The 24,515-nt window shown below is 66.5% G+C and carries 20 protein-coding genes, 1 tRNA gene and 1 pseudogene; 11 read left to right on the top strand and 11 right to left on the bottom strand.

The window, feature by feature from the left end; all coding sequences use genetic code 11:
* The first annotated feature begins 13 nt into the window (after positions 1 to 13).
* Positions 14 to 283, top strand: coding sequence for a Pam3-gp28 family putative phage holin (locus tag DA075_RS27715; RefSeq protein WP_099955968.1), 270 nt, complete (start codon positions 14 to 16; stop codon positions 281 to 283).
* A 4-nt stretch (positions 284 to 287) separates the two neighbouring features.
* The gene (locus DA075_RS27720) at positions 288 to 617 is read left to right on the top strand and encodes a hypothetical protein (protein WP_099955969.1); all 330 of its coding nucleotides are present in this window, start codon (positions 288 to 290) and stop codon (positions 615 to 617) included.
* Between the two features lie 263 nt (positions 618 to 880).
* Here the strand turns inward: DA075_RS27720 and DA075_RS27725 are convergent.
* Positions 881 to 1,842 (bottom strand): IS630 family transposase gene (locus DA075_RS27725; RefSeq protein ID WP_099955970.1). Its coding sequence is split into 2 segments (ribosomal slippage): positions 881 to 1,497 and positions 1,497 to 1,842, totalling 963 coding nucleotides; the frame shifts between segments, so codons are not numbered across the junction.
* A gap of 447 nt (positions 1,843 to 2,289) precedes the next feature.
* Here DA075_RS27725 and DA075_RS27730 point away from each other — a divergent pair.
* On the top strand, positions 2,290 to 6,273 hold the full coding sequence (locus tag DA075_RS27730; protein WP_123834458.1) for a hypothetical protein: 3,984 nt from the start codon (positions 2,290 to 2,292) through the stop codon (positions 6,271 to 6,273).
* Between the two features lie 528 nt (positions 6,274 to 6,801).
* Here DA075_RS27730 and DA075_RS27740 read toward each other — a convergent pair.
* Positions 6,802 to 6,993: a hypothetical protein gene (locus DA075_RS27740; RefSeq protein WP_099955973.1), complete on the bottom strand. Its 192-nt coding sequence runs from the start codon at positions 6,991 to 6,993 to the stop codon at positions 6,802 to 6,804.
* A gap of 312 nt (positions 6,994 to 7,305) precedes the next feature.
* Here DA075_RS27740 and DA075_RS37785 point away from each other — a divergent pair.
* Positions 7,306 to 7,416: pseudogene (locus DA075_RS37785) on the top strand (LexA family protein); the annotation flags it as partial.
* Between the two features lie 24 nt (positions 7,417 to 7,440).
* Here the strand turns inward: DA075_RS37785 and DA075_RS27750 are convergent.
* A protein-coding gene (locus DA075_RS27750) for an IS3 family transposase (RefSeq protein ID WP_099954489.1) occupies positions 7,441 to 8,624 on the bottom strand; the annotation gives its coding sequence in 2 pieces (ribosomal slippage) (positions 7,441 to 8,360 and positions 8,360 to 8,624; 1,185 coding nt in all).
* A 64-nt stretch (positions 8,625 to 8,688) separates the two neighbouring features.
* Here DA075_RS27750 and DA075_RS27755 point away from each other — a divergent pair.
* Together DA075_RS27755 and DA075_RS27760 are read left to right on the top strand one after the other, a co-directional pair.
* A complete protein-coding gene (locus DA075_RS27755) occupies positions 8,689 to 9,009 on the top strand; it encodes a LexA family protein (RefSeq protein ID WP_099955974.1) in 321 nt (106 codons plus the stop codon).
* Entirely contained in the window at positions 9,006 to 10,304 is a 1,299-nt protein-coding gene (locus DA075_RS27760; protein ID WP_099955975.1) for a Y-family DNA polymerase, read from the top strand. Before DA075_RS27755 ends, DA075_RS27760 begins: the two co-directional genes overlap by 4 nt.
* Before the next feature lie 628 nt (positions 10,305 to 10,932).
* On the opposite strand, the gene DA075_RS27765 is transcribed toward DA075_RS27760, so the two are convergent.
* The 4 genes from DA075_RS27765 to DA075_RS27780 form a co-directional block, all read right to left on the bottom strand.
* Positions 10,933 to 11,463, bottom strand: a complete 531-nt coding sequence (locus DA075_RS27765; protein ID WP_099955976.1) for a VOC family protein — start codon at positions 11,461 to 11,463, stop codon at positions 10,933 to 10,935.
* 106 nt (positions 11,464 to 11,569) lie between these two features.
* Positions 11,570 to 12,418, bottom strand: a complete 849-nt coding sequence (locus DA075_RS27770; protein WP_099955977.1) for an alpha/beta fold hydrolase — start codon at positions 12,416 to 12,418, stop codon at positions 11,570 to 11,572.
* Between the two features lie 51 nt (positions 12,419 to 12,469).
* The gene (locus tag DA075_RS27775) at positions 12,470 to 13,294 is read right to left on the bottom strand and encodes an oxidoreductase (RefSeq protein WP_099955978.1); all 825 of its coding nucleotides are present in this window, start codon (positions 13,292 to 13,294) and stop codon (positions 12,470 to 12,472) included.
* Complete coding sequence (locus DA075_RS27780) at positions 13,291 to 14,187, bottom strand: NAD(P)-dependent oxidoreductase (protein WP_099955979.1); 897 nt, start codon at positions 14,185 to 14,187, stop codon at positions 13,291 to 13,293. Before DA075_RS27780 ends, DA075_RS27775 begins: the two co-directional genes overlap by 4 nt.
* Positions 14,188 to 14,355: 168 nt before the next feature.
* Between DA075_RS27780 and DA075_RS27785 the strand changes: the two genes are divergently transcribed.
* Positions 14,356 to 15,216: a LysR family transcriptional regulator gene (locus tag DA075_RS27785; protein WP_099956852.1), complete on the top strand. Its 861-nt coding sequence runs from the start codon at positions 14,356 to 14,358 to the stop codon at positions 15,214 to 15,216.
* A 147-nt stretch (positions 15,217 to 15,363) separates the two neighbouring features.
* Here DA075_RS27785 and DA075_RS27790 read toward each other — a convergent pair whose 3' ends face one another.
* The gene (locus tag DA075_RS27790) at positions 15,364 to 15,942 is read right to left on the bottom strand and encodes a DUF308 domain-containing protein (RefSeq protein WP_099956853.1); all 579 of its coding nucleotides are present in this window, start codon (positions 15,940 to 15,942) and stop codon (positions 15,364 to 15,366) included.
* A 198-nt stretch (positions 15,943 to 16,140) separates the two neighbouring features.
* Here DA075_RS27790 and DA075_RS27795 point away from each other — a divergent pair, with 198 nt between their 5' ends.
* Positions 16,141 to 17,031, top strand: a complete 891-nt coding sequence (locus DA075_RS27795) for an AraC family transcriptional regulator (RefSeq protein ID WP_099955980.1) — start codon at positions 16,141 to 16,143, stop codon at positions 17,029 to 17,031.
* A 525-nt stretch (positions 17,032 to 17,556) separates the two neighbouring features.
* On the opposite strand, the gene DA075_RS27800 is transcribed toward DA075_RS27795, so the two are convergent.
* A complete protein-coding gene (locus DA075_RS27800; RefSeq protein WP_099956854.1) occupies positions 17,557 to 17,802 on the bottom strand; it encodes a hypothetical protein in 246 nt (81 codons plus the stop codon).
* Positions 17,803 to 19,266: 1,464 nt separating this feature from the next.
* Between DA075_RS27800 and DA075_RS27805 the strand changes: the two genes are divergently transcribed.
* Positions 19,267 to 20,160: an outer membrane protein gene (locus DA075_RS27805; RefSeq protein ID WP_099955981.1), complete on the top strand. Its 894-nt coding sequence runs from the start codon at positions 19,267 to 19,269 to the stop codon at positions 20,158 to 20,160.
* Positions 20,161 to 20,629: 469 nt separating this feature from the next.
* Here the strand turns inward: DA075_RS27805 and DA075_RS27815 are convergent.
* Positions 20,630 to 20,706: transfer RNA gene (locus DA075_RS27815), tRNA-Arg, on the bottom strand.
* Between the two features lie 286 nt (positions 20,707 to 20,992).
* Here DA075_RS27815 and DA075_RS27820 point away from each other — a divergent pair.
* The gene (locus DA075_RS27820) at positions 20,993 to 22,645 is read left to right on the top strand and encodes an integrase family protein (protein ID WP_099955983.1); all 1,653 of its coding nucleotides are present in this window, start codon (positions 20,993 to 20,995) and stop codon (positions 22,643 to 22,645) included.
* Between the two features lie 528 nt (positions 22,646 to 23,173).
* Complete coding sequence (locus DA075_RS27825) at positions 23,174 to 23,734, top strand: metallophosphoesterase family protein (RefSeq protein ID WP_099955984.1); 561 nt, start codon at positions 23,174 to 23,176, stop codon at positions 23,732 to 23,734.
* Here the strand turns inward: DA075_RS27825 and DA075_RS27830 are convergent.
* The gene (locus DA075_RS27830) at positions 23,731 to 24,381 is read right to left on the bottom strand and encodes a hypothetical protein (RefSeq protein ID WP_123834460.1); all 651 of its coding nucleotides are present in this window, start codon (positions 24,379 to 24,381) and stop codon (positions 23,731 to 23,733) included. The genes DA075_RS27825 and DA075_RS27830 overlap by 4 nt on opposite strands.
* Between the last annotated feature and the right edge of the window lie 134 nt (positions 24,382 to 24,515).

The raw sequence follows: 24,515 nt of genomic DNA on the forward strand, positions 1-24,515 counted from the left end.
GAGGAAGATCGCCATGAACCAGGAACAGCTCACCACGCTGCTGCGCACCCTGCTGCAGTTCGGCGGCGGGATCGCCGTCGGGCGCGGCTGGATCGATGCCGACACCGCCACCGCGCTGAGCGGCGCGCTGGTGACGCTCCTCGTCACCGGCTGGGGCCTCTACGTGCGACGCAATGCCGGCCTCGTCGCCGCCGCGGCCGCGGTACCGGCCGTGAGGACGATCCTGGCCGACCCGGCGACCGCGAACGCGATCCCGAGCGCCAAGGTCCAGCCGGCGGAGTAGCCCGGTGCCTCCTCCCGACGACGCCGAGGGCGTCATCATCCTGCCGCGCCGAACCTCGTTCTGGGCCATGGCGACCCTGGTGGTAGGGCTTGCCGGGCAACTCCTCTGGATTGGCTCCTACGCAGCCCGGATCGACGCCCGGCTCGAGGAGCTGGCCGCCTCCGATCAGCGCCAGGCCAAGCGCGACGACGAGCGCTACGGCCTGGTCATCGGCCGCCTCGAAAGCCTGGAGCGCGATCGCGACCGATTGGTGCGCCTGGAGGAGCAGGTGCGGATCGCGACTGACCTCCTACGCGAGATCCGGCAGGAGATCCGTCCGCCGCCCCGGCGCTAGGGTTAAATCTTGATCGGCTTGACCTTATGAGGGGTTGCTTCCGACCCCACTCGCATATTCCAGCGGCGCTCGCGCAATCCATGCTGCTGACCCCCTTTCAGACTCTCAATCGTCCCAGCCCAGGAGTCCGCTCAGTGGGAGGAAGCGGACCTGGAAACGGCGGCCACGACATCAGCAGGTGCGGGCGCAATAGTGAGCGCCCCTCGCGAAGCCGACCAGTTCGGGCCCGATGTTCGCTGGCCACCATCTAGAGCGTCGCCCGATCAGTCTGAAACGTAGCAGTCATTCTGGTATCCGGGTGCATTGATGTAGTTGCGGCACTCCTGCGGCGCGAAGGCGGCGAAGGCTTGCTGGATCGCGTCCTGCAGCGCTTTTACCGTGCGCGCGGCCTCGGTGCGCAGCAACGTCTTGAGCTTGGCGAAGGCCTGCTCGATCGGATTGAACTCCGGGCTGTAGGGCGGCAGGTACACCACCCGCGCGCCGGCCGCCGCGATGGCCTCGCGCACGCCCGCCACCTTGTGGGCCTGGAGGTTGTCGAGGATCACCGTGTCGCCTGGCCGGAGCGCCGGGACCAGAGTGTCGGTGACGTAGTCCAGGAAGCGCCGGCCGTTGGTGGCCCCCTCGAAGATCGCCGTTGCCGTCAGGCCGCTCGTGCGCAGAGCCGCCGTGATAGTGGTGGTCTTGTAGTGCCCGCACGGCATCGGCAGGCGACAGCGCTGGCCGCGCGGGGCCCAGCCATAGCGGCGCGCCATCCGGGTTGAGGCCGCCGTCTCGTCGATGAACACCAGACGGTCCGGATCGAGATCGAGTTGGCCCTCGAACCACGCCTGGCGGGCCTCCGCTACGTCCGGACGGTCCTGCTCGGCGGCGTGGAGCGCCCCTTTTTACGGGTGATGCGATGGCGGGCCAGGAAGCGCGACAGGCTGCTGGTGCTGGAGGTGACGCCCTGCTCGGCCAAGGCGTCGCGCAGTTCCGACAGCACGATGTTGCCGCGCTTCTCGCACAGCCTCAGGATCCGCGAGGCGTGAGCCTCGATGACGTGCGAGCGCTGGTCGCCGCCCATCGGCTTGGGCCGGACGTGGCCGTCCCGGAGATGACGGGCATGCCAGCGACTGACGCTGGCGGCGCTGACACCGAACCGCTCGCCAGCTTGGCGGCAGGACGCACCCGCTATGACAGCGGACACCACACGCTCACGCAGATCGACGGACAAGGGTGAGGTCATCGCTGGCTCCTTCACCCAGCCAACGCCCTAACCAACTTGGCCGTTGCAGGCCGATCGCACAGCGCTCTAGCCGGACTCGCCAAGGCCAAGGCCACCCTCGGCCGCACCAAGATCGATGAGAACCTCAGGCCTGGACGCTCGGCAGGCCGGCGCCACGGGCTAATGCCGTCCGTCGGGGCCATCTGCTCAATCAATTCATACAAACGACGCTGCCATCTAATACTATTGGATGAAAAATCGCGCCTTAAATTTTGCAATATTCAAATCTGAATTGATTTACATTTATTATAGGTATGGCGTCGTCTGTTCTAGGATGGGCGGCGCTCGCATCTGTTAACAGATGGAGCTGCTGGAATGTGCGTGCCCCACATCCAGAAAAATCATGCGCGGCCGATACCCTCTTACGCGGTACATCGAACCCGCGTTGACACTCTCCTATGTAAAATCATGCTGCTCGCGCTCTTCATGATGGCGAGTACAAATCTTAGTTTAGCTCTATCAGATGAGCGCCATCAAATTTCGGATAACATTTACGACCGGGGGCTGGGCGCTCGGTCCGCGACGGGCGGCGTGGCCATACGCCACTCGCCGACCGCCACGTCTTCATCGCCGCCTTCTCTCGCGATAGCGCAACGGCTCGATCGTGCACCCGCGGCAAGCTCCGCCCAGCCGGCCTCGCTCCCCGCCAGCACGAGCCAACCAGTCTACGAATGGCCCGGCGGAACCCATTGGTTTGGTGAGGACGAGTCGGTGTTCCGCCGAGAGATCATCCGGCGCATCGTCGCTGCGCAGCCTTCGGTGCTCGATGACCGCCGGATCATGGCGATGTGGCTCAACTCCTTCGCACGCGAGACGAGAGCCGCCTGGACCGGTCCGCAAATGGTAGCGCTTGATAGGCGCTACGCGAACGGCACCGAATTTGACCGCGATGCGGTCATGGATGAGCTAAAGCAGTTCCTCACGGCCCAGGCTACGGTGGCCCCGCTCACGATCGCTCGCGTCCGCCTGGTCCCCCTTCCTCCCTACGACAGGGCCCGCGGCGGCTTCCTGCTCCAGGGAGCTACGGGCCTGAGCGACACCGGCAACGAGTATATCGGGTCTGGTCCGCCCATCGTCGCGAAGCTCGATGAGATGCCGGATGCATCTCTGCTCAAGATGGACGTCGAGACGGCACAAACGCTGACGCGCGATCTCGGCAACATGCGCTACGTGCAGGTCGTTACGCGCATCGCGCTGCGAGACTTCCAATCGAGGGCAGATTCGGGGTCGAGCGGGCCAACGGCAGCAGCCAAGGTCATGGACGTTTCCGTCCACCTCCCGCCGCGAATCAAAGGCCAGCGGTTCGGTGTGCGGATCGGCCAGATTGCGGTCGGTGGTGCCCTTGAGCCGCCGCCGTTGCCGCGGGTCGGCGGGGGCACTCCAGCGATCGACACGTGGAAGGCCTTCGGGGTGCCCACAGCAGGGGACCGCCTGTTCGTGGCGTGGCGCAGCGATTACAGATCGGACAGCGTCGATCCTTTCCTCAAGCCCCTGCAACTGCAAGCACTCGCGGCGGAGCCGAGGCTCGCCGGCACCCTGCCGGCCGTGCACGAACTCGCGCGTCGCTATCTCAGCCCGCGCGAGATTGCGGGCCTCTTCGGTGGACGGCCTGACAACGCTCTGCTGCGCGAGGTGAGCGGGAACCCGTTCCGGCGCAAGGACATCATCGAGCGTTTCGGTCGCGAGCACCTGCCCCGCCTCATCGCGGCCGCACCCAGGATGCCCGTCAAGGTGCGGATGGCGGTGCCGGTCCGGATCGTCGATTACGATTTCCAGACGTCCGCGCTCCAGGTCGGGATGCAACTCGACGGCGGCGGATCCGCGCCAGGAGGCATGTACCTCCCGCGGCTTTTTCCTGATTGGCAGACGACGTCGGATATCGTCAAGCTGCCCACACGCATTCCACTCGAGCAGGAGCGGGCACGTGCCCTGATCGCACGCTGGCGCCAGCTTGGCACTCCGACGGGCGACGGCATCGCCCGCATCTACGCCGCTCTCGACCTCGAACTGACCGGCGGCCGACCGGCGGCTCCCGAGCGGGATGTCGGCACGCTCAGCGAGACCAGTCCTTATTCCGCGCAACTGATCCGGGGGCCGCTGAGCGCCCGGTTCGAGGCCCTGACCTTCTTCGAGGATGCCGCCATGACCCGACGTATTGACGGACTCTCCGGGGCGGTCGAGCGATACCGGGCACCGGTCAAGGAAGTCGACCCTCTCGGCTCGGGTGATGCGATGACCGCCACCCCGCTCAACAGCTGGGGGCTGATCGGAGTCGCGGCGCGCGCCGGCGCCGGAGCGGATTTCGCGCAAGCCGCGGTCCTCTCCTCGCACGCGGTCCGCAACACCAACGAATTCGATCGGCCTGCGCTCGTCGACCGTCTCAAAACCGCGATTGCGAACGGCACGCCCGAGAATGGCAGGCCCTTCCATCTGCCCGGAAATCTCACGCTCGGCGAGTACGACGGGGGCTCCTTCGGCATGCGAACTTGGAGGGTAGGCACGGCCGTGCCGCAGAACCTGCCTTCGCCGAGTACCAACAGCCTCACGATCGAGATCGCCAATCCGGAGACCCTGATCAAACTTCCCGTCGATCCACGCCTCGCCAAGCCGATGGTCGCCGGAAATAGCTCACGGGAGTTCCGGGCGGTGTTCCGTGTCCAGGAGGTGAGCGCGGAGCGCCGGGATAGCGACACCACGGCGGCGGCCAGTCTGACCGTGCAGATCGTCGGCATCCTTGTCATGCATCCCCGGGAGCCCAACCGCATCCTCTTGCAAGTCAGCGCCGGGACGGTGCAAGCCAGCCCAGCGACGGGCCGGAAGGACCAAGTGAGTCTCGCTGCTCGTCCAACGCGCGTTCCTATGGATCGGGATACGCTCTACCTCCTTCTTCAGAGGGAGGCTGGTGGAGAGCCGGACGACGACGCGCTCCGTTCGCACCTCCTCGGCCGCTGGGAGATCGAAAACACGAACGATCCGTACAATGGCGCAACCGAGCCGGCGTGGGGCCGCTTCTTCCCGAGGAACTATCGTCGCCCGACGGAAGCTGACATTACCCGCTTTCTCCCGTCTTTCAGGCGCTGGAACGAGTTACGCCGAGACGCACTACCCATGAAGGCAACCGTACTTTGGTTCCCGAATCCGTCCGGTAGCGCAATGCAGTTTGGAAAATCATCAAATTTTATGCCGATTATGGCTCATTTCGGTTTCGATAAAGATCAATTCATGAAGCTTTATTACGGCATGTACACACATCCCATGCGATACGAAGTGCCGGATGGGGGCGCGCCGTACTTCAAGGGAGGTGTGCTCGCGTTCTGGAGGGGAACCGTCAATACCGAAAACCACGACATGTACCTGTACGTGCCGGACCTGCCCGCGCCGCGCCTGACCGGTTCCGATCAGATCGAGTATCGGCTCTACATGGACGTGGACCTGCGGATCGTCGCACGGGAGCCGCGGCCAGGCCAGCCGCTGCGGCTGGCGCTCGCGGCAACCCCAACCGAACTGCGCTGGTGGAGCGGTCAGACAGCCGTCCAGAGACGGCGGCTGCTGGCGACAATTCCGGTCGAGCGTCCTGTCGGAGAAAGCGCGGCCCTTTCACCTCCCGCCATTCCTCCTGCCGGCCTGACCACCGCCCCGGCCACGGCCGCTCCGGCCTCCCCGGCCGCGCCGCCACCGGTACGGCCGACCGCCCCCTACGACGTCCTGGGGGTAAAGCTCGGGATGGATGTCGCGGAGGCTGAGGCAATCGTGCAATCAGCCATGGAGATCGAGCACCGGCTCACGCTCACCCCGCCTCCTGGCTCACCACCACTCGCCTTCGCCCATGCACAGGTCTTCGTATCGAAGGATTTGAAGCAATACGTGGCATTGGTGACTGAGCCCAGCCGATCCGGTGGGCGGGTGCTCGCAGTCGGCCGCTACCTCTTCGGTGGCATGGGGGCGTTCGACCTGCGTCAGCTGATGCAGGCACTTGATGACAAGTATGGCTCCCATCCTCTCACCATCGACAATCTCCGATATTGGGGAGGTTCACGAACGGGCGGGCGGACGGAACAGCATTGCTTCGTGGCGATCGGGGGCCTTTCAGCCGGCAAATGGACGGATGCGCAAGGCAGAGAGCCGGATTTCGGGGCTCTGACCTTGCCAGGCTCCGTCGCAAACTGGCGAGGCCCGGCATCAATGCCCTGGATGGGGCTTCGCTTAGCCGAGTTTCAGAAATTCGGCCTCTACCGAGATTGTGGCCCAGCAGTTGCGGCCTGGATACCAGAAATAAATGGCCGTGCTGGTGAAATGGCTATCTGGCTGGTCGACACTAAAGTATATATCGACGTTATTACGGGTCCGCTCGGTCCACAAGGAGGCCAGGAGGGGGTTAAATTTAAACTTTGATCTAGTTTCATTTGATACCGCCGCGCATCCGAACGGCCTCGTTTGGAGGCGCAAGGCAAGCCCGAACGAGCGTCGGCGCTGATGCGCCGGACGCCTTGGCATCGACGTGTCGATGCCAAGGCGCGAGGGTATCACAGGGAGGCACGGCGGCGCGCCTGTAGGGTGCCGCGGCGCTGTCGGCAGGGCGCGGCCATGGCATTCGCCTCGACCGCGAAGGCTTCCGCGAGTAGGAGCCCCTCCGGCTCCTCGCCGGCGTCCCGGCGGGCGAGGAGCTCATCGACGTGCCCGGCAAGCGCGTCCTTCGGTTGTGGCCTATCAGTCCGCTTCAAAGCCGGTGGTCTGCTCGAACTTACCCACCACCTCTTCACCTGGGGTGATCGCGTCGACATTCTGACCACACCGTCTTATCATGATCTGATGCGTGCCGAGTCGCATCGATCGATGGAGCAACACGGCAAATCTTTCACATGCCTAGTTCCATTGGCCAAGCTTACGCAAACGACCGCGAAGGCGTAGGCTCGGCGGGTGTCAGTCGTACTCCAGGCCCACGGAGCGCTCGAACGCAGTCCCGCTTGTCTGCTGCCCTTTAGGGTCAGCAACCGAGATGTCGCGGAAGCCGCGCGCCGCCAACTCCCGGACCTTGTCGAGCGCCTGCAAGTCCGTGCCGCAGGCGAAGGACAGCGCGCGGCCAGTCGGGTCGGTTCCTGTTACCTTGTACAAGCTCGATCCCCTGCTCGGTACTGAGGCTGATCTATTGCTTCAGTCTGCCTGAGCGTGCCGCTCTCCGTCGGCGATACGTCCCGGCGGCGGCCCGGCCGAAGCCGCTCCCGGTGCACCTCGAAAGTCTGCACCATGAAGGTCGTCCGCATCCCTATCACGATTTCCTGAACGCACCATCCCCGATCCGCACAGGCCCGAAGCTCGGCCTTGACCGGGAACCTTCTGCCTGTTTGTTCTCTTTTCGTTCTAAAACGGAGGGCGCGCGTTAGTCTCTATCGGGTCGGTGCACAGGCGGCGGATGCGGGCGGGCTCGTGCGGGTTCCGTTCATGCTCCCGACCCTGTGTGCCGGCTTCCCGAGCCCCGCCGAGGACTTCATCGAGGGCGCCCTGGAGCTGCCGCGCTGGCTCGTGCCTGATCAGCCCCCACGAGGTGGCCCGAGTGGAATGTTAGTGGACCGTGGGCCTTTCCACCACGGGTAGCTTGGCCGGCGGAGCCGGTCGGGCGAGCGCAGCCGGCCAAGCGGGCAAGGCCGGCACGAACACCTCCGGGGCCGGCGGGCGATAGCCGAGCGAGGCGTGCGGCCGAACTCCGTTGTAGTGTCTCCTCCAGCTCTCGATCAGGATCTGCGCCTCCCGCAGCGAGTAGAAGATCTCCCCGTTCAGCAACTCGTCCCGTAGCCTCGCGTTGAAGCTCTCGATGTAGCCGTTCTCCCACGGTGAGCCAGGCGTGATATAGGCCGTCTTTGCGCCCACGGCGGCGATCCACTTCTGCACAGATTGTGCGATGAACTCCGGCCCATTGTCAGAGCGAACGTGCGCAGGTACGCCACGCAGGATGAACAAGTCCGAGAGCACATCGATCACGTCCGGGGCCTTGAGCTTGCGCGCCACCCGGATGGCCAGGCACTCGCGGGTGAACTCGTCGATGACGTTCAGCAGGCGGACCTTGCGCCCGTCATGCGTGCGCGCCTCGACGAAGTCGTAGGACCAGACATGATCGCGGTGCTCGGGCCGCAGCCGGACACAGGAGCCATCCCCGTCCCACAACCGACCCTTCTTGGGCTGGCGAGCCGGCACCTTGAGCCCCTCCTGCCGCCACAGCCGCTCGACCCGCTTGTCGTTGACCAGCCAGCCCGCCGCCCGCAGCAGGGCGGCGATCTTGCGGTAGCCGTAGCGGCCGTACCGGCGCGCCAGCTCAATCAAGTCGGCGAGCAGCGCCGCCTCGTCGTCTCTCCCCCGCGGCACCTTGCGCTGCGTCGAGCGATGCTGCCCGAGCGCGCGACAGGCGCGCCGCTCGGAGACCGTCAGCACGGTCCGGACATGCTCGATGCAGGCGCGCCGGCGCGCGGGGCTCAGAAGTTTCCCCGGGCGGCCTCCTGCAGGATCAGCTTGTCGAGCGTGAGATCTGCGATCGCCTTGCGCAGCCGCTGGTTCTCGGTCTCCAGCTCCTTCATCCGGCGCACCTGGTCGGACTTCAGCCCGCCGAACTCCTTGCGCCAACGATAGTAGGTGACCTCCGTCACGCCGATCGCCCGGATCGCATCAGCCACGCTCTGCCCCTGCGAGACCAGCACGTCCACCTGCCGCAGCTTGGTCACGACCTCTTCCGGCTTGTGCTTCTTCGTTCCCATCGCGTCCGTCCTCCGTCGGCTCAGAGCCATACTTCAGGGCGGACCACTCCGCTGGGGGCTGACCATGCCGAACCCGCCCGCCACCTTCATCTGGCGCGTGCGCGGCTGGTGCATGAAGGGCGCCGGCATCCACGACGAGGATCTGGCTGTGGTCGACCGCTCGCTCTCGCCCTCCTCCGGTGCGGTTGTGGTCGCAGTGGTCAACGGCGAGATGAGCCTCAAGCGCCTGGTGATGACCGGCAACCGGCTGGCGCTCACGTTCGACAACCCGGAGATGGATCAGGACTTCGCCGTCGAGGATCTCGAGGAAGGCCTGCTCTGGGGCGTGCTGCTGTTCTCGGTGCGCTGGCACCACGTGAAGGCTCGGGCGAGCGTCGCGCGATGAGCCGGGCGATCGCGCTGATCGACGGCAACAGCTTCTACTGCTCCTGCGAGCGCGTGTTCGATCCGAAGCTCACGGGCGTGCCGGTGATCGTGCTCTCGAACAACGACGGCTGCGCCATCGCGCGGACCGCCGAGGCCAAGGCGCTCGGCATCCGCATGGGCGAGCCCTTCTTCAAGATCCGCGACCTGTGCTGCCGGCAGAAGGTGCGCGTCTTCTCCTCGAACTACGCCCTCTACGGCGACATGTCGGCCCGGGCCAACACGGTCTATCGGCAGTTCGCGCCGGACGTGGAAATCTACTCGATCGACGAGAGCTTCCTTGATCTGTCCGATGTGCGCGAGCGTGACCGGGTTGCGCTGGCGCGGGACCTGCGCTCCACGGTGCGGCAGTGGACCGGGCTGCCGACCTGCGTCGGGATCGGGCCGACGAAGACGCTCGCCAAGCTCGCCAACCACATTGCCAAGACGGTGCCCGAGCTCGGGGGCGTGTGCGACCTATCCGACGAGGCGGAGCGCGCCGCCTGGATGGTTGGGATTTCGGTGGGCGAGGTCTGGGGCATCGGGCGCGCCTCGCTGGCCCGGCTGACCGCCATGGGCGTCGACACGGTGGCGGATCTGCGCGACCTCGACCCCCGGCCAGCCCGCCAGTCGCTCACGGTGGTGGGCGAGCGGATCATCCATGAGCTGCTCGGCCGCGCCTGCTTGCCGCTCGAGATCGTACCGGCCAGGCGCAAGGGCTGCGCGGTGACCCGCTCGTTCTCGTCCCGCATCACGGAGCGGACGGTGCTCGAGCAGGCGGTGGCAGCGCATGCCACGCGGCTGGGCGAGAAGCTGCGGCGCGACGGGCTCGCGGTCTCGGCCGTGACGGTCTTCTACCACACCAGCGAACACGACCGCGGTGACCCGATGCGCTCGGTCTCGACCGTCGTGCACCTGCCCGAAGCGACGAACGACAGCCGCCACCTCATCCAGGCTGCCCTTCATGGCGTGGCGAAGACCTGGAAGGAGCAGGGGCCGACGCCCTGGCGCTACAGCAAGGCCGGGCTCGTCACGAAGGATCTGGTGCCGCTCGACGGGGCCCCCCGCCCGCTGTTCGGGGCCCTCGACCGGGAGAAGTCAGGTGCGCTGATGGCGGCGATGGATGCCTGCAACAGCCGATTCGGACGTGGTTCCGTCGTGCCGGCGAGGGCTGGTTTGGTCGAGAAGCGCGCCTGGTCGACCAAGTTCGAGATGCGCTCGCCGCGGTTCACCACGCGGGTGAGCGATGTGCCGATGGTGAGCGCAGCCGTTCAGTGAGCCCGCCTTCACATTGGTGGCGCAACCGCTGCTATGGGTGGGAAGCGGCGGTTCGGCTGGTCGATGCCGAGCGGCTGTATCGCGCCACTTCCGGACCTCCGTTTGGAGTTACTTCTACGGCCGCACGTCATCCGGCAGCGGACCTTTCGATCTCACCGGCCCTGCTTCAGCCTCCATCCGCTCGCTTAAGCTTGACCCATAGGACCTGCTGAGTTCGCAATAATGGAGCCGGTACAGCTCCGGTCGGCCCACCTCCACGTCTCAGCATTCGACGTGCCGCAGTCGCATCGTGCGGCCGTCTGCCGTTCGGGCCGACCCGCTCTGGAGTATGGCTTTGAGCCGACGTGGTTCTGGCCCGGTTTGTGGCCCCGAGGCCTAGGCAAGCTCTCGCCGCCTGTCCGATACTCTCGGTGGTTTACGCGCCCCTGAAGTCCTACGAACTTCGCCGCTGGGAGCGCATCGCGGCATGAGGCACAGGCTAGAGAAGGTCGAGCTCGCCCGGAAGGAGTGACGGCCGGCGCGGTCGATCCGGCATGCCAGCCGTCGCGGCTGCGCGCTCGCCGGATCGTCCGACACCGTCACGGCATCGCAGCGACTGAACTGATACGGCTCCCTTCTCGCGCCCTGCTCAGTCCTCGTCCTGCCATCTCCGCAGATCCGTCTGGTCGTGATAGGCCATGCGGGCGGGTGTGGTGATAAATTCGATCGTCGTGCCCCAGGGCATTCGGCAGTAGCAGACCTTGTTCCCCGGACCTTTTTCGGTCGCGTAGGGAATGGCGCGCGGCGCGGTCAGGGGCGTGCCGCCGGCCCTCTCGAAGCGCGCAACCGACGCGTCGATATCGTCGGTGTAGAGCGCGAAATGCGTGAGGCCGAAGTCGCTCGCCCGGATCGGCGGGGCCTGTTCGGGGCCGTGCATCTCGAACAGCTCGATGTCGGCTCCGGTGCCGATTTTGACCATCGCCTGGGCGCGAACGACCGTTCCGGGTAATGCGCCGACCGCCTGCTCGAAGTCCGGTCCCTGCCGCGGCGGATCCTGCGGTCCGAAGGACTGGTAGATCACCTGGCCGCCGAAGGCGTCCACCAGGAACGATTTTGCCGCCTCAATGTCGGGCACCGTGATGCCGATATGATTGACGCCGCGGATGACGGGTGCGGACATGACAGTCTCCTCTCTCGGCTGGGTCGATCGACCGCCGCTTCACGAACGGGCTCTGCCCGGAGGGCCGCGGCCGGCTTGGCCCGCAATCTCCCGCGGGCGCCGGCTTTTAGGTGGCTTTGAGGAAATCGATCAGGGCGGCTGCGACATCGTGCGGCCGCTCATCGGCGACATAGTGGCTGCACCGCGCGATCGCGCCGCCCGTCACATGGCTGGCGAACTCTCGCAGCATCGGCACCATCTGCGCGCCGAAGCGCCGATCTCCGCCGAGGCCTAGCACCGGGATCGCGAGCGGCCGCTTTTTGTACGCGAGGGCAGCCGCGTGATCGGCGGCGAGAGTGCGATACCATTCCATGCCGCCGCGGGTGCGGCCGGGAAGCGCCATCGCCTTCGCGTAGATCTCGATATCCGCCGGATCGAAGGTGCTGTGATCGTAGAACCGCTCGGCCATGAAAGCCGATACGTAGTCATATTCGCGGCCGTGGATCAGGCGCTCGGGCAGGTCCCGGTTCATGTGGAAACCAAAGTGCCAGAGTCTCGCGGTCGTCGTCTCCCATCCGGTCCAGCCGGGAAGCGGCACGTCGAGCACGGCCAGGTGCGTGACCGCCTCCCGGTAGATCGCAGCCTGTGGCAGCGCCACCATGCCGCCAATATCGTGCCCGCACACCGCGTAGCGCCCATGCCCGAGGGCGGCCATGACCTCGTGCGCATCGCGCGCCATTGTCGCCTTGTCGTAGCCGTCGAGAGGACAGTCGGAGAAGCCCGCGCCGCGCAGGTCGATGGCCACCACGCTGAAATGCTCGGCTAGCAGCGGCATCACGTGGTGCCATTCCCACCAGGTTTCGGGCCAGCCGTGAAGCAGAAGGATCGGCGGGCCTGCGCCCCCGGTGACCGCGTTGAGCTTGATGCCGTTCGCCGGCACGAGTTGCTGGGTGAATCCCTGCAAGGTTGCGATCATGATCGCACTCCGGTCGGATGGTGGGGTTGGAGCAGCGTGGGCGGCCGGCGCTCAGGGCTGGTCGAAATCCATGGCGATCGAGATCTCACGCCAGGCGTCGATGTCGCCGCGGAAGGAAGCCAGCTTCCGCTCGGCAATCGCGTGCGCGACCGGGCCGAGCGGCAGGTGAAGCGGCGCATCGTCGGCGTCGACCGCCCGCAGGATCACCGCAACGGCCTTGTCGGGATCGCCGGCTTGGTTGCCGTCGCTGGTCTCGCGATAGTGCCTGCGCGAGCTCGCCGCGTAGTCCGGCATCTCCTTCGCGGCCATGGTGATCGAGCGGCCGAGGAAATCGGTGCGGAACGGCCCGGGCTCGACAATCAGCACGCGGATGCCGAAGGGCTTCAACTCGCCCGCGAGCGCCTCAGACACGCCTTCCACCGCGAACTTGGCGGCATTGTAGTAGCCCCCTCCGCCACCGCCCGCGATGCCGGCGCCGGAGGACATGTTGACGATCGTCCCGCCCCTGCGCCGCAGGACGGGCAGGGCGGCTCGGGTCGTCTCGATCAGGCCGAAGACGTTCACCTCGAACATCGGCCGATATTCCTCGGGCGTGCCTTCCTCGATCGCGCCGTACAGCCCGTAGCCGGCATTGTTCACGAGCACGTCGAACCCGCCGAAGGTCTCGACGGCCTTCGCTACCGCTGACCTCGCGGCCGCCGCATCCGTCACGTCGAGCGGCAGCGCGATCAAGCGGCTCGCGAAGGGGGCCGCCATCTCTTCGATCGACCGGACGGTGCGCGCGGTCGCGACGACCTGATCGCCGCGCTGTGCCGCGGCCAGGGCAAGACGGCGGCCGAAGCCGCTCGAGCAGCCGGTGATGAGCCAGGTTTTCATTGCGTCTTCTCCGTCGTCGTTTCGAGCGACGCCACGCTGCCGCCGCGAACAGTCATCTCGGCGATGATCGACCAGTCCTTCTCACCGAGGCCCGCCGAGACTGCTTTGCCGAGCCCCTCGCGGACGGCTTCCAGCATCGGGAGCGTGCGTCCGATCGCGTTGCCGGCCGCGGTCGCCAGGCGCATGTCCTTGAGGGCGAGCCTGGCTTTGAAACCGGGCTCAAATGACCGTTCCGCGATCTGCGCGCTGTAGCTCTCGTAGGCGCGGCCCGAGAACAGGGTGGCCAGGATGAGTTCGAAGAAATCCGCACGGTCGAGGCCGACGCTCTCGGTCAGCACGATCCCCTCGGCCATCGCCTCGATGGCCATGGCGATCATCATGTTGCAGGCGAGCTTCGCCGCATTCGCCCGGGCGGGGTCCTCCCCCAGTTTCCAGACCTTCTTGCTGAGGAGGGCGAGCAGCGGCTCGATGGCCGCGACGGCCTCGGCCTTCCCGGCCGCCAGGATGTTGAGCTGGCCGCGCGCCGCGACGTTCGGCCGACCGAGGACCGGTGCGGACACGTAGCCGAGGCCCGCCTCTTCGTGCAGGCGCTCCAGGTCCCGCGCGAAAGTGACCGAGATCGTCGACGTGACGATGTGCGTCAGCCCTGGTCGCGCGCTCGCCAGCAGGCCGGCATCGAGTATCACCTCCCGGATGGCCGGGTCGTCGGACAGCATCGTGAAGACTGCGTCGGCGTCGAAGGCATCCGCCGGGAGCTCGACCAGCGTCACGCCGGGAACGCTGTCCTGAGCGACCTTGCTCCGGTTCCAGGCCCGCACGTCGTGGCCGGCCTTCACCAGGTTCAGGGCCATCGCCGAGCCCATGCTGCCGAGGCCGATGAACCCGATCTGCATGATCTGTCTCCTGTCGTTCGGATGGGAGCCCGGGCGACCGCCCTCGTGGGTCGGGAGGATCCGCGGAAGGACGCTTCCCCCGGCGATGACGCCAATCTAGATGCTTAGATTTGTTCTTTAACTGACATGACTGTACTTTCCACGTTCATTTTCGTACGGGTGGTCGCGATGGAGTGGAGTGACGTCAGAATCTTTCTTGCCATCGCGCGATCCGGCACGCTCGGCGGCGCCGCGCGTTCCCTCCAGACGAGCCACCCGACCGTCGGCCGGCGCCTGCGCGCCCTCGAGCAGGCAATAGGTCACACGCTCTTCCAGCGCACGGCGGACGGTCTCGTTCTGACCGACGAGGGCCACGGGATCATTGCGCTGGCCGAGCAGATGGAAGAAGGCGCGCTGGCCATGCAGCGCCGACTCGCGGGGCGGGAACAGAATCTCAAAGGCAGCCTGCGTATTTCGTCGGCGGACTGGTTCGGGGCCTATGTCCTCCCTCCGATCCTGGCGGATTTCACGAAGGCCTACCCCCATGTCGACGTCGAGATCCTGACAGGCACGCGCCTGTTCAACCTGGCGCAGCGAGAGGCGGACGTCGCTTTTCGCATCGTTCCGTTCGACACGGCGGATGTCGTTCAGCGGCGGCTCTTCAGGCTCGAATACGGCGTCTACATCGCCGAGGAGGCGCCCGATCCCACTTTTGGCGACGGGACCGGCTTCCGGCTGATCACCCACGACACATCGACGGGTCATTTTCCCGACATCGCGTGGCTCATCGAGTGCTTCCCGAACGCGAGACCGGTCCTGCGATCGAACAACCGCAACGTCCAGGGGCGCATGTGCAGGCAGGGCGTCGGCATCGCCGTCCTGCCGCGCGTAGTCGGCGATCAGATCCCGGGGATTCGCAACCTGGACATGCCGACGCCGCCGCCGGCGCGAGACATCTGGATGGGGTATCACCGGGACCTACGGCGCCTGCAGCGTCTTCGTGCATTCATCGCGACCGTGTCGGACCATCTGGTGAATGCGACCGCATGATACCGACCCGGCAGTGCGCCGCCCTTTCCAAGCCACCGGCCGGGTGCAGGAATGGCGCATCGATACCGTCTCCAGATTGCAGGACGACGTCGGGCTGCGGACGAGGAAGTAGCCCTCAGCACGCACGGCCCGCTTCGCCGCGCCGGATCACGCGGTCCGTTCCGTCGCTCCTCTCCGCACCCGCGCAACGGTCAACCACACGGCCGAGACCAGGAAGTAGAAGGCACCGAACGCCGCGTAGGGCGCAATGTCCGTGATCTCGGGCGTCGCGGCACCGTTCGCCTTGACGATGAAGTGGGTACCCGCGAGGGCCGACTGCGCGCCGCTCAGCGCCATTGCCCACTGGGCGCCGGCCTGCCAGCGCCGCACGGCGGTCGCGAGCTGGAGCAGGCCGGAGAGGATCGCCCAGACCCCGAACACCGACAGCACCGCGTGCAGACCCCATCCGAGCGCGACCGCCACCGCGACGGCGACGAAGGTGCTGGCCGCCGCGTTGAGGACCTGGCTGGGATTGGCGATGAAGCCGCCGTTGCGGCGCGCATCGATGACGTTCGCGACGGCGTCCCAGGCGGGATAGGCGACCAGGAGCGCCGCCGCGGCCGGCGGCACGGTCCTGCCGATGGTGAACGACGCCGCGACCCAGCCGACTGACACCCCGGCACGGAGGAAGTAATAGGAGCTCAGCCAGCGCGAAGCGTCACGGCCGGATTGTTGGATGGTCGTCATCGGCTTTCCCTTCGGGTGCGCGGCGCGGCGGAGGATGCGGAACTTGGGCAAACCCGAGTTCCGTGGGGGATCGGGGCGACGGGCCATCACGCGGCGGACCCGGCGCTTCGCACGCCGAGCTTCGTGAAAGCAGCGTCTTTTCAGAGAGATGCGCGTCGCTTCGGAAGGCAGGTTTACGATCGGACGCCGATGGCACCCATGACCGGATCACTGGAAAACTTGACCGTTCTTCCGGACGGCGGACCGGGCGGCGTCTCCGGCGACCTGCTCTCGCACGTGCTGGCGCAGATTCGGCTCACCGGGGACTATGTCCGGCCGTACGCCGTCGCGCGGTCGGCGAGCTTGGACCTGGAGGCCGGGGCCGCCCACGTCCTCGTGGTCGCCGACGGCTCGCTCGACGTCGAGGACGAGGGTGGGGAGCGTGTCGTGATCGACACGGGCGACCTCGTGCTTCTGCCCCGCGGGCTCGGAGGATCCCGGCTGGTGGCATCCGCCTCGCACGCATCGGTGATCGTCTGCCGGTTCTGGTTCGATCCCCACAGTCTTCGCGGCATGATCTCGGCCCTTCCCGGGCGCATCCATATCCGGAGCGCCGAGGGAGCCGGGTGGCTCGACGGCATCGTGCCCTTCCTGATGGTCGAGGTGACCGACGACGAGCCCGGCGCGGCCCTGATGATCTCACGGATCATCGACGTCATCGTCATCCGCACCCTACGGACCTGGGTGCAGCGGGGGGGCACCACCGGATGGCTGGGAGGGCTGTCCGACGCCCGCATCGCCCGAGCGCTGAAGGCCATGCACGAGCGACCGCTGCCGCGCTGGGGCGTCGAGGCCCTGGCCGACGCAGCTGGCATGTCCCGGTCGAGCTTCTGCGAGCGGTTCACAGCCCTCGTCGGACGCTCGCCCCTGCGCTACCAGAACGAGTGGCGGCTCACGCTTGCCCGGGACATGCTGGTCGCCCGCGAGGCACGTGTCGGCGAGGTCGCGCTACGCGTCGGCTACGAGTCCGAAGCAGCGTTCAGCCGTGCTTACAAGGCGATGTTCGGCTATCCACCGAGGGACGAGCCTGCACCGTCGAGCGAGACATGATTGCAGAAACGAGTCGTCTTCTTGGGATAGCAGCAGCGTGACTGAACACGACATTTTGATACTGTGACCAATGCAGGAAGGTCCGCTTCTTCTTACCAAACGGACGCGTGAGCCAGCAGGCTTGAAGGTCTGCAAGGGGTCAGCAGCATGGATTGCGCGGACGCCGCCGGAATGTCCGAGTGGGGTCGAAAGCAGCCCCCTCCGTAGTCAAGCTGATCGGGTTTTGCCTTGGTCGTCCTCGCTCAGGGATGAACTCGTACGCCTTCTCGCGCGCCAGCCGGATCAGGCCGGCTTCACGGGATCGGCTGGACCGAGATCCTCCCAAGCCCGGCAGCCTGGATTGCTCAGGTGCATCGGCTCGTGCAACTCGCGGATGATGACGTCGAGGGTTCAGGGTCAGCGGGCGTATGTGACATCGGCGGCCCCTGCCGTGGAGGCGCTGCGCCGCTCGCCACAACGCCACGATGGCGGCAGCCGCGCATGCCAGCGCCAGGGCCGCCGTGAAGACGACGTAGGCGACCGGGCTCATCCGACCGGCGCCAGCAGGATAGCTGTCTTCACCGCATTCCGCCGCTGCGGCGCCGTCACGCCGTCCCGCGCCAGCACCTCCGTGCTGTAGGCGTTCGCCAGGACGGCCGCGGCGACGTCGAGGCTGCCATTCCCGATCTCCAGCACGACCGGCTTCGACGGATCAGCGAGATAGGCCGCGATCGCCGCGTCGAGCGCGTCGTCGGTGATGAGCTTCGCCCTGTATGCCTCGCCGCCGGTCATTGCTTGAACTCCCAGATCGGCACCATGCCCGGCATCTTCCACCGGCTCGTGCCGGTACGCCGTCCACTTCCCGAGCTTGATACTCGGGCGTGACCTCGTGCACGTCGACCGAGAGGGGCATGAGGATCCCGCAGAAATCACCGCGCATCGTGCCAGTCTTCGGGCCGACGCCGAACAGCCGCAGCGTGTCCCACCCCGCAGCGTGCGCCTGCATCCCCCACCGCTCGACGAACTCGCCGCAGCGCCGGTGCGTCTCGGCCATTCGTCGGGGCGGAGTCCCGGACAGGGCGGAACGCCGAGGGAGAGGCTGGCGAGGCCGCAGGACCATTCGAGGACGGTCGGTGGGATGGCAGCCGTATCTCGTAGCCGATCGTATGCGGGCTTGAACACGGCGGTGCCCTGAGGCGGATCAGCCACCCGCGCGAAATGGAGCGGCCGGACTATGCGGCTTCGAAAGCAGGGGCGGCCATCCTGTTGCTTCGGAGAGCTTTCCACGCGGCTGGCGCGGGCTGTGGCTTCTCTCTTCGTGGCCGGTGCGCGGGTTATTCGGGGTGCAGCAGGCTATTCGCATCGGCCGGGTGGTGTGCAGCGCAGAAATCGCTCGGTTATGCCCGCTGGTTGCCAGGCACCTCGTGAGATCCAGAGCCTATTGGGTGGCCGGCCTTGCCCGCGCAATGCGCCTTAAGCCGCTCCTAACGTGTTACTTCGCCGTTGGCATCGCCAGCTTAACAAATGTAGCGGGCGGCAATGCGACGCTTGATAGCCTGTCGCCCTATTCGCACAGGAGCGACGGTGCATAAATCATCGCAATATTCCGCGTGGCAACTGCTGCCGCATCGATGCGGCTGGGTCGTCAAGCAGCTTGAGTGCTTGGCAGAGCTGGATATCGAGACGCCAATCCACCGCTGGTCAAAGCTGCCAGCTCAAGTGGGACTGGAGGCATGTGCCATGCCGTGAGCGCGCGGACATGGATGCCTTTAGCCAGATTGCCTGACCAATCGGCACCAGCGCCGACGGGGTGGATGCAGGCACATCCAGCGTTGAGCGAAACGAACCTTGTCTCTGGTATGGTGATTAGAGGCATCAATCAATCTGATTGGCATAGTTTCTTCATTTTTATCAGAAAAAGTAAAAAAATTTCTTGAATAATTGTTTAAATTCTGGTTTCATAAAGACGAAGATTTCCGGACTGGTCCTGGAAATCTGTAGCTTCAGCAAACTATCTCCACAACCGCAAGGTTGATGGAGATTTTTTTGCTCTTTTAATATCTTTTATATATGTTGTAAATCAGCAACTTGCTGCAAATCTTCATCGAAATATGCCAATTAATCTCATTTGTCCTTCGAATTAATGGTCAGAGTTGTATGATTGCACTATCCAGTGTGTGGCCATCAGCGCTGTGATTGACCCGCGGCTCCCACGAACGGGGAACTTGCAGCTCCTGCGAAAGGGAATAGGACCAGATGATCAGAAGGCTCTTGCTCACCAGCGTGGCTTCCGCACTCCTGTCGGGCGTTGCGTCTGCCGCCGATCTGCCCCGCCAAGCGCCGCCACCGCTGCCGCTCTTCACCTGGACGGGGTTCTACGCCGGCTTCAACCTCGGCTACGGCTTCGACGCCTCCAACCAGAACAACACCGCCACGGTCATCGGGGTCGGTCGGGGTGCGACCCCGGCCACCAGCCTGTTCCTGGCAAACGCTGGGGGCGTGCTCGTCCCGGCCACAGGCGTTGTGGCTTTCGGCGGCCGCAACAGCATCGACGGCTTCTCGGGCGGCGGCCAGATCGGCTACAACTACCAGTTCACACCCGGCCGCGGCGTCGTGATCGGCTTCGAGGCCGACGCCCAGTACGTCGACTTCGGCCGCGACCGCAACCGCTTCGCCTTCACGCCGGGCTTGAACCCGGGCGCGTTGGTGTTCAATCCGAACGGCCTGTCGGGCCTCGACTTCTTCGGCACGGTGCGCGGCCGCCTCGGCTACGCCTGGGACCGCACCCTCCTGTACGGGACCGGCGGCTTCGCCTACGGCTCGGGCGGCGGGCGCGACTTCGGCCTGCCGAACGGGTCCAACAACGACTTCAAGACCGGCTGGACCGCGGGCGGCGGCATTGAGTACGCCCTGCCGAACGACTCCTTCCTGAACTTCTTCCGGTCGTCGGCCGTGACGATCCGGGTCGAGGGCCTGTACGTCAACCTCGACCGCGGTACGGGCTTGAACGGCGCGTTCGCGGTGGTGGGAGGCCGTACCTACCGGGTCAGCGACGCCGACGTAGCCGCGGTGGCCATCGCCAACCGTCGCCGCTCGGACGAGTTCGCGGTGGTGCGCGCCGGAGTCAACTACAAGTTCGGCTCGTACTAAGTGACCACCAGCGAGGTTTGGCGGAGCGTCCCCAGCCCCTGATCAACTGGCCGCTTTGCCAGACGGCGCCCCAGGAGTTTCTCCTGGGGCGTTGCGCGTTGCCAGGGTGCACCGAAGCTGCGGAGGCTTGCTCGGCCACGACTCCGGATCTGGATGGTTCCAAGAGCCATCTGCGCCGCCGCCGAACCCCTCCACACAGGGCGGGACGCCGGGCGACAGGCTGGCGAGGCCGCGGGACCATTCGAGGACGGTGGGTGGGATGGTGGGTGAAGCAGTTTGCATCCCACTGCCTAACCGGGTGGGCAACGCCATGGAAGAACGTCCGCAGAACATCCTTCGGGAGGCTTTTCGGGACCTTGCGCGGCGATCGGGAGCTTTCGACGCTTTTCGTTCCCGTTCCGTTGCCCTGATGGGGCTGGCCTAGAGCCTTCGGAAAGGCGCCAACTCATTGATATACTGTGAGTTTCAGTGGCGACCCCGGTAGGGCTCGAACCTACGACCTGCCGCTTAGAAGGCGGCTGCTCTATCCAGCTGAGCTACGGAGTCTGGCGCCAACGACCCCCAAAAGCCACGGGTTCGGCCCGCGGTCAAGCGTTTCCGCTACCTCGCACTTTCCCCCTTGGAGAGGGGTCGAAAACGCCAAGCCCAGGGGGGTGATACGGTTTTGGCGGTGGATCCCCGTTTTGCCGGTGGACGAAGTCCCTGGCCGTCCGAATACCGTCCGAGTTACGAATCGGCCGGAAGAGGCGAACTCGGACGGCCGGCCATGGGAAGGAAGCGGAAGAGCGCAGCGTCGGTATGGGGCGGAGGACCTCCCCCGGCGCCGGTCCCCGTGGAGGATGCGCTCGCCGGGACGGCCTGGGCGCCGGCGCCGCCGAAGCCGGAACCGAAGAACCGGTCGCACAAGATGCCGCTCCACGACAATGTCGTAGCCGAGCTCATGGAGTTGTGGAGGTCCGGAGAACTGAAGGGGACCACCGAGATCACAGACATCCGGCACCAGGGGCTCCGCCTCCGCGTCCAGCCCCGCGGCCCGACATACTTCGCCCGGGTCCAGCACGCCGGACGGGAGTACCGCGTCCGGATCGGGCGCGCGGACGCATGGAGCCTGGCGCACGCCAGGTTGGTCTGCACCGCCATCCTCTCGCATGTCGCGACGGGCAACGGCGTGCCGAGCGAGGAATGGATCGAGCTCAAGCGCCAAGCCTTCCTGCACGTCGACGCGCGCAAGAAGGGCAAGACCGCCGATGCGGGGCCCTACGTCCCCGAGGTCATGCCCCGGCAGGCGCCGGTGACGACGTGGAGCTACGCGCAGGCCTGCGAGGCCTACCTATCGTGGGCGCAGGCAGAGTGCAGCGAGGGAGTCTACGCGCAGGCGACGGTCGACAACTATCGCAAGACGCTCCGATGCCCGACGCTGAGGGCGTTCGACGACAAGGCGGTCGTCGACATCACCCCTTCCAGCATCGCACAGGAAGTCGAGGAGCTCCGGAAGGCGGGCAAGCGTACCCAGGCCGCCGACGTCGTCAGGAAGGTCCGCATGCTATGGCGGTGGATGCGTACTCCCGACCGTGAGCGAGCCTCGGGCATCAAGACGACGGACATGGACCGGCTGAAGGCGCCCAGGCTCGTCGGCGTGAAGGGGCGGCAGCATTTCCCGCCTCTGGATGAATGCGCCCTCATCCTGGCCACGGCGCGGTGCGGCGTGCTGAATCCCGCCGTCGGCACGGCGGTGCAGCTAACAGCTTGGACGGGGCAGCGCCGCATGTCCATCGTCACGGCCTACCGCGATGACTTCGAGCCATGGGATGGCGAGCCAGGCTGGGGGCTGTGGCGGTGCTGGCACCGGAAGCCCAGCGGCAAGAAGGGCAAGGAGCACGTCATCCCCCTGCCGCCTGCCGCGTGGGGCCCGTTCACGGCCTACCTGGCGTGGCACCGCCTGGAATACGGCGAGGACCAGCGATGGGCCTTCCCGCAACAACGCCCGGCGAAAGTGGGCTCGAATCGGCCCATGGGCCACATCGCCGAGGACACGCTCACGCACACCATCACCGCCATCCCGGGCTCGAAGAGCTCGCCGCACGACCTGCGCCGCGGCCTCTCGTCGACCGTTCAGGAGCGGGGTGGCGTCCACGTGGCCCTCGTCGGCTACATCCTCGACCACAGCGACGAGACTGAGACCGTCCGGCAAGCGAACGGAATGACCAGGCGCTACACCGAGGCGGAGCTCCTCGGGTTCAAGAAGCCGGTCATGGAGGCGTGGGAGCGGTTTCTGGAGCCAGCCGCCGCGGCCGCCGTCCTCCTGCCAAGGGAGGAGCTCAAGGCCGAGCTCGTCCGGCGCCGGGCCGAGCAGCGCGGCGTCGACCCCGAGGCGGACAAGGCGCGGCTGCGGAAAGTGGCGGCGGCGCAGTACGCGGAGGGCCGCACGCACCGGCAGCGGAAGCGGGCCGCGAAGGACGCGCCGGCAGCGACGGACCCGGGATAACTCGCCCGACATCGAGCGGGCTCGGCATTGACCCCTTCGCCAAAGCGAACAGATAGTGAACGGAAGGATCGGGTCGACGGGGGGCAGGATGCGGGTACCGCGGTGCTTGGGCGAGTTCCCCTACCGGCGGGTGCGGCTCGTCTGCCCCTGGTGCCCGGGGCGGCGGGGGGATTACTGCGTCGAGAGGCTGACCGCGCGCCTCGGGCCACGGGCGACCCCCGAGGACGTCCTAGCCGCCCTTGTCCGGTGCCGGTGGCCGGCGCCGTGGCACGCCAGGCGCCCGGGAAAATATCTGCCCTGGTGCCGGGCGAGGTTCGCCGAGCTCGGGGGCCGCAGGCCGCCCGACCGGCCTGGATTTCCGTTAACCGTGTCGGGCGACGACGCTTGACCGGGGGATTCCCGAGCTGCGATCCCGGGACACCGACGCGATGGAGCGACCCGTGAAACCGAGCATACGCCCCTACCCGACCGAGACCCATCCCGGGGCGTGACCGCGCGGCGGCAGCCCCCAGACCGGAGGCTGCCTTCATGACCAACCGAACCTTCTTCACCGCCGACCACCACTTCGGCCACCGCGGCGTCATCGGCATGTGCAACCGGCCGTTCGCCGACGTCGCCGAGATGAACCGCGACCTGGTAGACGCCTGGAACGCCGTCGTCGGCCCGCGCGACACCGTCTGGCACCTCGGCGACTTCGCCATGGGTTCGAGCCCGGCGGAGTGCGCCGCGATCTTCGCCCGGCTGCACGGGGTCAAGCATCTCGTGCGGGGGAACCACGACGCTAAGCGGGTGCTCGACCTGCCGTGGTCGAGCCAGCACGACCTCGTCCAGGTGACGGTGGACGGGCAGCGCCTGTTCCTCTGCCACTATGCGGCGCGGGCTTGGCCGGGCGTCTGGCGCGGCGCCCTCCACCTCTACGGGCACACGCACGGGACGCTGCCGCCGACCCGGCAGTCCTGCGACGTCGGCGTGGACGCGTGGGCCTACCGGCCGGTGACGCTCGACGAGATCCGCGAGCGCCTTGCCGGCGTGGCCGAGGAGCCGGAGGAGATCCGGCTCGCCCGTGCCCTGGAGGCCGAGGGGGACTAGCCCTCGCCGCCCCCGTCCTCCCGGGCTGCGCCCTCGATGCCCCCGAACAGGGGCATCTGCTCTTGCGCCGGCTCGGCGAGCTCGGGCGCGTCCGGCCGGTACCGGTGCAGCGCCGGCCGGGCGTATGCCACCGGGGCCGGATAGCCCGAATCGATGAGCACCTGGCGCTGCACGCGCAGGCGCTCGCGCATCTCGTCGCCGATCAGCTCGTGGAAGAGGATCTTGTCGTCCAGGCCGGTCGCACGGGCGTAGATGCGCGCCACCTCGAAGGCACGCCCCTGCCCGAAGGCGCCCCGGAGGATGTTGTACCAGTCATCCGCGTCCATCTGCGTCTCGACCCTGGCCATGGCCAGGTATTCGAGCATCAGGGCGAGGTGTTCCGTCGTGATGGCCTGGCCCTCGACTACCGTCAGCCCGTAGCCGGCATTCCCGAGGTCGATGTTCCACTCATCGTCCTCGTCGCGCGCCGCGATCTTCATGGCGCGACGCAAGTTGCGGACGTCGCGCTCCTGCAGGTGGCGGAGGACGTACCACCCCACCGCGAGGGGGCGCAGCCCGAGGGCCTTTTCCCCCTTCGCCCACTGAGTCTTGGCCTGCTCCAGGCCCTTGTCAGGCCATACCGGCCCGAACACCTTTCCATTTCCCATGACGAAAGTCCCACGCGGGGCGGGTTGCCCCATGCGCAGGAGAAAAGGCGTCAAACATCGGGAAGTCCAGGGGGCGCGAGGGCGCCCGCCAAGACTCTTGTCGTCAATCATTAACGCTACATCCGGGCGCCGGA

Source organism: Methylobacterium currus, from assembly GCF_003058325.1.
GTDB lineage: Bacteria > Pseudomonadota > Alphaproteobacteria > Rhizobiales > Beijerinckiaceae > Methylobacterium > Methylobacterium currus.